This window comes from uncultured Paraglaciecola sp. (assembly GCF_913058035.1).
GTDB lineage: Bacteria > Pseudomonadota > Gammaproteobacteria > Enterobacterales > Alteromonadaceae > Paraglaciecola.
Genome location: NZ_CAJXPA010000202.1, coordinates 1 through 6,708 on the forward strand (window position 1 = coordinate 1; position 6,708 = coordinate 6,708).

5 protein-coding genes and 1 pseudogene are annotated in these 6,708 nt (G+C 42.0%); all 6 read left to right on the top strand.

What is annotated here, in order from left to right; all coding sequences use genetic code 11:
* Positions 1-778, top strand: a pseudogene (locus tag QZ562_RS18285) (AMP-binding protein); the annotation flags it as partial.
* Positions 779-803: 25 nt separating this feature from the next.
* Complete coding sequence (locus QZ562_RS18290; protein ID WP_293763408.1) at positions 804-2,003, top strand: 3-oxoadipyl-CoA thiolase; 1,200 nt, start codon at positions 804-806, stop codon at positions 2,001-2,003.
* Positions 2,004-2,098: 95 nt separating this feature from the next.
* Positions 2,099-4,207, top strand: a complete 2,109-nt coding sequence (locus QZ562_RS18295) for a 3-hydroxyacyl-CoA dehydrogenase NAD-binding domain-containing protein (RefSeq protein ID WP_293763411.1) — start codon at positions 2,099-2,101, stop codon at positions 4,205-4,207.
* An 82-nt stretch (positions 4,208-4,289) separates the two neighbouring features.
* The gene (locus QZ562_RS18300) at positions 4,290-5,267 is read left to right on the top strand and encodes a nitronate monooxygenase family protein (protein ID WP_293763414.1); all 978 of its coding nucleotides are present in this window, start codon (positions 4,290-4,292) and stop codon (positions 5,265-5,267) included.
* Positions 5,268-5,317: 50 nt separating this feature from the next.
* The gene (locus QZ562_RS18305) at positions 5,318-6,052 is read left to right on the top strand and encodes an enoyl-CoA hydratase-related protein (protein WP_293763416.1); all 735 of its coding nucleotides are present in this window, start codon (positions 5,318-5,320) and stop codon (positions 6,050-6,052) included.
* Between the two features lie 40 nt (positions 6,053-6,092).
* Positions 6,093-6,488 (top strand): PaaI family thioesterase, encoded by a 396-nt coding sequence (locus QZ562_RS18310; RefSeq protein WP_293763418.1) that lies wholly within the window; start codon positions 6,093-6,095, stop codon positions 6,486-6,488.
* Positions 6,489-6,708: the final 220 nt, after the last annotated feature.

A 6,708-nucleotide genomic window follows, 5' to 3' on the forward strand; every position in this document is an offset into this window, starting at 1 on the left:
AGAATCATCTTGTTTAATCGCTAGAGTATTACCTGGCTCTGATATTAAAGGGGTGGCAGTGGGCAATGGCATACCTTACAGCCGAGTGATTGCTGCTCAACTAAATGATGATAAAATCAGCCGTGTTTGTGATTTTAATGAACCCGGCATTATTTTAGTTAAAGGCCCTAATATCTTTCAGGGCTATTTGAATGCAAATGATAATGAGGGGGCTTGGGTTGAAGATGAGTGGTTTAACACCGGTGATTTAGGGGTGATTAATGCGCTAGGGCATATTCAGTTGACTGGTCGAGCAAAAGATTTGATTATCCGTGGTGGTCATAATATTGATCCCCAAATCATTGAAGATGTACTCATGGGCCATGCTGGTGTGATCCAATCGGTGGCGATTGGCCAACCTGATGTGCATTCAGGAGAAATACCCGTTGCCTATGTGGTGGTGAAAGATAAACGACAAACTACAGCATCTGAATTATTGGCCTTTTGCCAAGAGCATATCAGCGAAAGGGCGGCTATCCCCAAGCGTATCGAAATTCTTGAGAGCATACCGGTAACAGCTGTTGGTAAAGTCTTCAAACCGTTGTTACGTAATAAAGCCACCGAATTTAGTGTTAATGATTTATTTAACAAACATGATATCAGCGCGCACGTTAAGTCAGAATTCGATCCTGAAAAAGGGCAGGTGGTACATATTCAACTATCAAATAGTCAAGACCAAGACAAAGCCGCTACATTACTTATCGCTTTTCCAGTTTTAGTTAAATACATAAACGGTTAAATACATCAATCTATAAGGAAAAATCATGCAAGATGCATATATCTACGATGCCGCACGAACCGCATTTGGACGCCATGGTGGCGTTTTATCTTCGGTCCGACCCGATGATATGTTGGCGCACCTTATTAAAACGTTAGTACAACGCAATAACTTTGATTTAAGTCTGTATGAAGATGTGATTGCTGGTAATACTAATCAGGCGGGTGAAGATAGCCGAAACGTAGCACGTACTTCAGGGTTACTGGCTGGCTTGCCAATTGAAACCGGTGGTTTAACTGTTAACCGTTTATGTGGATCAAGTTTAGCCGCGGCCCTAGATGCAGCCCGTTGTGTAAAAACGAATGAAGGTGATTTATTCGTAGCTTGTGGTGTTGAGTCTATGAGTCGTGCACCTTTTGTTTTAGCCAAAGCTACTTCTGCCTTTGCTAGGCAACAAGAAATGTTTGATACCACTATGGGCGCGCGTTTTACTAACCCAGAAATTGTTAAGCAGTTTGGTGGTCATTCAATGCCTGAAACCGCAGACAACATTGCCAGCGATTTACATATTAGTAGACAAGAATGCGATGTATTTGCAGCGGCCTCTCAAGCAAAATACGAAACGGCAAAAGTAGCTGGATATTTTACAGATGAAATCATTCCTATTGAGGTGTCGCAAGGTCGCAAGAAGTCAGCACTGTCAGTGATAACAGATGAACATCCACGTCCTGCATCTACATTAGAAGCACTCAGTAATTTACGACCCTTATTTGATGGCGTCGTCACTGCAGGTAATGCTTCAGGCATCAACGACGGCGCCTCTGCCATGATCATTGGCAATAAAGAGGTAGGTGAAAAGGCGGGTATTAAACCTCGTGGTAGAATTATTGCCGGTGCCATAGCGGGTGTACCACCACGATTGATGGGCTTAGGCCCTGTGCCTGCTACCCAAAAAGTATTAGCAAGAGCAGGCTTAACCCTAGCCGATATGGACGTTTTAGAATTTAATGAAGCATTTGCAGTACAAGCGTTAGGGTGCATGAAACAACTAGGCATTGCTTTTGATGACCCGCGTGTTAATCAAAATGGCGGTGCGATTGCGATTGGTCATCCTTTGGGTGCCAGTGGTACACGGATTATGTTGACAGCACTGCGGCAACTAGAAAAAACCGGTGGTCGCTATGCACTTGCGACAATGTGTATTGGCATCGGTCAAGGTATCGCTGTCGTGATCGAACGTGTTTAGATCTCCAGTAAATCACCAATGAATTTCCAACGCATCTCCAATGAGTCTTTAATAAGTCTCCAATAAAGAGTGTTCTAAAAGTAAGGAATGGATTTATGTCAGTTGTTAGTTATCAGTTAGAGGGTGATATCGGTGTTATTCGATTAAATAACCCGCCAGTCAACGCACTTTCTCATGCATTACGAAGCGGCATTCAAGATGCGGTAACACAGGCACAAGATGATGCCTCTTTAGCTTTGGTATTGATGTGTGAAGGGCGCACGTTCATTGCTGGTGCAGATATCTCAGAGTTCGGTAAACCACCGATGTTGCCTTCATTACCTGAGCTGCTTATTGTGCTTGAAGCATCCAAAAAACCTATCATTGCTGCCATACACGGTACCGCACTAGGCGGTGGCTTAGAGACTGCGTTGGCTTGTCATTATCGTTGTGCACTACCTTCAGCTCAAGTTGGTTTACCTGAAGTTAAATTAGGTTTGTTACCTGGTGCTGGTGGCACACAACGCGTACCAAGGTTAACTGGCGTGAAAGCCGCACTTGATTTAATGACAACCGGTGCACCTATTGCTGCAGCACAAGCACTCAATATTGGTTTAATTGATAAAGTGGTTGAAGGTGATTTACTTAGCGCAGCACTAGATTTTGCGAATGAAGTGATTGAACAAGGTGCCGAGCTGAAACGAGTCAGGGATTTAGAGGTTGATAAAACCGCTACATCAGCTGAATACTTCGCAGAGCTATTTACTGATTATAGGAAAACATTAAGTAAACGTTTTCGGGGTCAAGAAGCGCCACATCGCATTGTGGAATGTATTGAAGCGGCGTTAAATACTCCTTTTGATGAGGGTTTAAAAGTTGAAAGACGACTCTTTGTAGAGTGTATGCAATCACCCCAGTCTTGGGCATTACAGCATATGTTTTTTGCACAAAGAATGTCTTCTAAAGTGAAAGGTTTACCCAAAGACACCCAATTAAAAGATATCAAGCGCGTGGGTATTATTGGTGGTGGATTAATGGGAGGAGGCATTGCAATGAATTTTGTAAATGTGGGTATCTCGGTTACCTTGCTGGAAATAAGCCAAGAAGCCTTACAGCGGGGTAAAGATCTTATCGCTAAAAATTACGCTATGACAGTCAGTAAAGGTAAGTTGACTGTTGAGCTGGCCACTCAGCGCCAAGACATGATAACGGGTACCACTGATTACCATGATTTAGCGGATATGGATTTGGTTATTGAGGCGGTGTTTGAAAATTTAGACATCAAGAAACAAGTATTCGCCAAGCTTGATAATGTGTGTAAGCAAGGTGCTATTTTAGCCAGTAACACTTCTTATCAAGACGTTAATTTAATTGCTCAGTCAACGTCCAGGCCACAAGATGTGATTGGCCTACATTTTTTCAGCCCTGCTAATGTCATGAAATTACTTGAAATTGTGCGTGGTGATGAAACGTCAAATGAAGTAGTAGCGACATCGATGGCTATTGCTAAAAGCATTAAAAAAGTCCCTGCATTGTCTCGTGTTTGTTATGGCTTTATAGGTAATCGTATGTTGCGACATTATGCCCGTGAAGCGCAATTATGTTTGCTTGAGGGCTCAACGCCGCAAGATATAGACGCAGTGATGCAAAACTTTGGCATGGCAATGGGGCCTTTAGCGGTAGGCGACTTAGCGGGAATAGACATTGGTTATAAAGCCCGTGAAGGCTTAACTGATGAACAAAAAGGTGATGTCAGAACCTACTGTATAGCCGATGCTTTATATGAAATGGGTCGTTTAGGTCAGAAAACGGGTGCAGGATATTACCAATATGATCCCGACACTAGGCAGCGAAGTGTCGACCCAGTAGTACTGGAGGTGATTGAAGCACAAGCTAAAAAAATGGGAGTTGAACGCAAGGTCATCAGTGACAAGACTATCTTGGAGCGTTTGACTTTTGCTTTGATCAACGAAGGTTTTAAAATACTCGAGGAAGGTATCGCACAACGACCTAGTGATATTGATGTGGTTTACGCATTCGGTTATGGTTTCCCTGCATACCGAGGAGGCCCAATGTTTTATGCAGATACCATCGGTTTAGAGAAAATTTATCACACTGTTTGTGAATTTGCTGACACTTACGGTGAAGAGTTTTGGCAACCTGCAGCGTTATTAAAACAACTTGTCGAAGAAGGAAAAACCTTAACTCAGTGGGCTAATAGCTAAATAAGTTTACAATGCGTTATGTGGGTTTTCTGGCGTAACGCATTGTTTGTTGATCACATCGAATATCTTATAGAGGACCAATATGTCAATTCCAAAGACATTACAAAATAAATTAACTTTGCCCGTCATCAGTGCTCCTATGTTTATCATCTCTGGACCCGAATTAGTCATTGCGCAATGTAAAGCTGGTATTGTTGGGTCTTTCCCGGCTCTTAATGCCCGCCCACAATCGTTACTGGGTGAGTGGCTAACCACTATCATCACTGAATTAGATGCCTATCAGGCAGCCAATCCGAACGCTATCGTTTCGCCCTTTGCGGTTAATTTAATTGTGCATAAGAGCAACGACCGTTTAGAAGATGATGTAAACACCTGCATTGAATTCAAGGTGCCGATTATTATTACCAGCTTGCGTGCCTTAGATCCTAATTTGGTTGAACGTATTCATGCTTACGGTGGCATTATTTTTCATGATGTTATTAATGTGCGTCATGCCCAAAAAGCCATAGAAGTGGGTGTTGATGGATTAGTGTTGGTGTGTGCTGGTGCTGGTGGTCATGCGGGAACGTTAAGTCCTTTTGCTTTAGTGAGTGAAATTAAACAATTTTTTGATGGCCCTATTGCATTGTCAGGCTCGATTGCCAACGGTGCCTCTATATTGTCAGCACAAGCGTTAGGGGCTGACTTTGCTTACATAGGCACGCGTTTTATTGCCAGCAAAGAAGCCAATGCCGAACAGGCATATAAAACCATGTTGGTTGAAAGTAGTGCCAAAGACATTGTGTACAGCTCTTTATTTACCGGCGTGCATGGAAATTACCTTAAACCCAGTATTACTAATGCTGGCTTAGACCCAGATGATTTAGAGCAGGGCGATAAAAATAAAATGAAATTTGGCTCTGAGGGCGGCAGTAAAACTAAGGCTTGGAAAGATATTTGGGGTGCAGGCCAAGGACTAGGCAGTATTGCTGATGTCGCCGATGTGGCTTCGATTGTTGCCCGCTTCAAAACAGAATACGACCTGGCATTCTCCCGTTTAAATGGTCTGAATAATCAGTAAGTGCAGTCAGCTAGTGTAATTAGCTAGTACAATAAATAGGCGCAATAAATATGGAATCTGAAGAAAACGTACTCATTCACACTGACAGTGGTGTTTTACACATTGGTATTCATCGTCCCAAGAAAAAAAATGCTTTAACCCGCTCAATGTATCTTGCTATGGCTAAAGCACTAAAAGACAGTGTGTCTGATGACAGTGTTAAAGTTGTGTTGATCCACGGCACTCGAGATGCGTTTTCAGCAGGTAATGATTTAAATGATTTTAATACTCGTGATTTTGATCAACCTTCACCGGCATCAATTCTATTACGTGAACTACATCACTATCCTAAGCCAATCGTCGGCGCAGTATCTGGTGTAGCTATTGGCATAGGCGTCACTATGCTGCTGCATTTTGATTTGGTTTATGCATCAGACACGTCTTTTAAAATGCCTTTCGTCGATTTAGGTGCTTGCCCTGAAGGCGGCTCAAGTCTGCTTATTCCTTTGTTAGCAGGTCATCGTAAAGCCGCAGAAGTATTAATGCTGGGTGATGCTTTTAATACGCAATCAGCTATTAATATGGGTATTGTTAACCAGCAAGTAGACAAATCTGAAGTCCTTGAGTTTGCCTTATCTAAAGCAAAAGCATTGGCACTCAAACCTCAAAACGCTTTGCGAACCACTAAAAGATTGCTAAAAGCACCGCAGCAGACACTGCTTGGTCAAATTATTGAAGATGAGTTAGTGATTTTTTCTGAGTTACTACAAAGCGAAGAATCACAAGCCGCCAGAAAAACAAAATAAGAGTGTTAAAAATATAATGACATCTTGGGCAAATAAAATAATGCCGCCTTTTAATAACCATTTAGGTTTTGTGGTTGAAGAATGGCGAGAAAAACATATTAAAATGAGTGCTGAACTTAAACCTGAACATCTGAACCGCTCAGATATACCCCATGGTGGTTTTATTTCGGCCTTATTAGATGCAACCACAGCATTGTCTGGGGCATACAGTGATGACCCGATTGAGTATAGAAAAGCGCTGACCCTATCCTTAAACATTAGTTTTTTAGGACAAGCACAATCCAACACGCTTTATGCTGTTGGAAAGGTGACGGCTTCGGGTAGAAATATCTATTATGCTTCAGCCGAAGTATTCGATTCTTTTGATAATCTGATTGCTTCAGGACAAGGCGTATTTCGATATAGAAAAAATACATCCAATGAGGGCGTACTTTAATGTGGTGAAGGTATAGAAGCTTGTTACTTAACAAAACGACCTGTTTGCTACTAGGGTTAATGCGGGTAGAAGTTGCAGAAGCACTTCGATTAAGGTCTAAGACAAATATTAGGTATCAATATATGGCTTCATTCCTCGTTGGGAACAATCTTTATAACAGCTAACAAGGCTTTTTTATATTTCAAATGATAACATCAGATTACAATATAAAGTCTAGATG

Bases quoted from the DNA above. Each gene is read 5' to 3' on its own strand.
- QZ562_RS18290 (WP_293763408.1), top strand. From the start codon at position 804: ATGCAAGATGCATATATCTACGATGCCGCACGAACCGCATTTGGACGC.
- QZ562_RS18295 (WP_293763411.1), top strand. From the start codon at position 2,099: ATGTCAGTTGTTAGTTATCAGTTAGAGGGTGATATCGGTGTTATTCGA.
- QZ562_RS18300 (WP_293763414.1), top strand. From the start codon at position 4,290: ATGTCAATTCCAAAGACATTACAAAATAAATTAACTTTGCCCGTCATC.
- QZ562_RS18305 (WP_293763416.1), top strand. From the start codon at position 5,318: ATGGAATCTGAAGAAAACGTACTCATTCACACTGACAGTGGTGTTTTA.
- QZ562_RS18310 (WP_293763418.1), top strand. From the start codon at position 6,093: ATGCCGCCTTTTAATAACCATTTAGGTTTTGTGGTTGAAGAATGGCGA.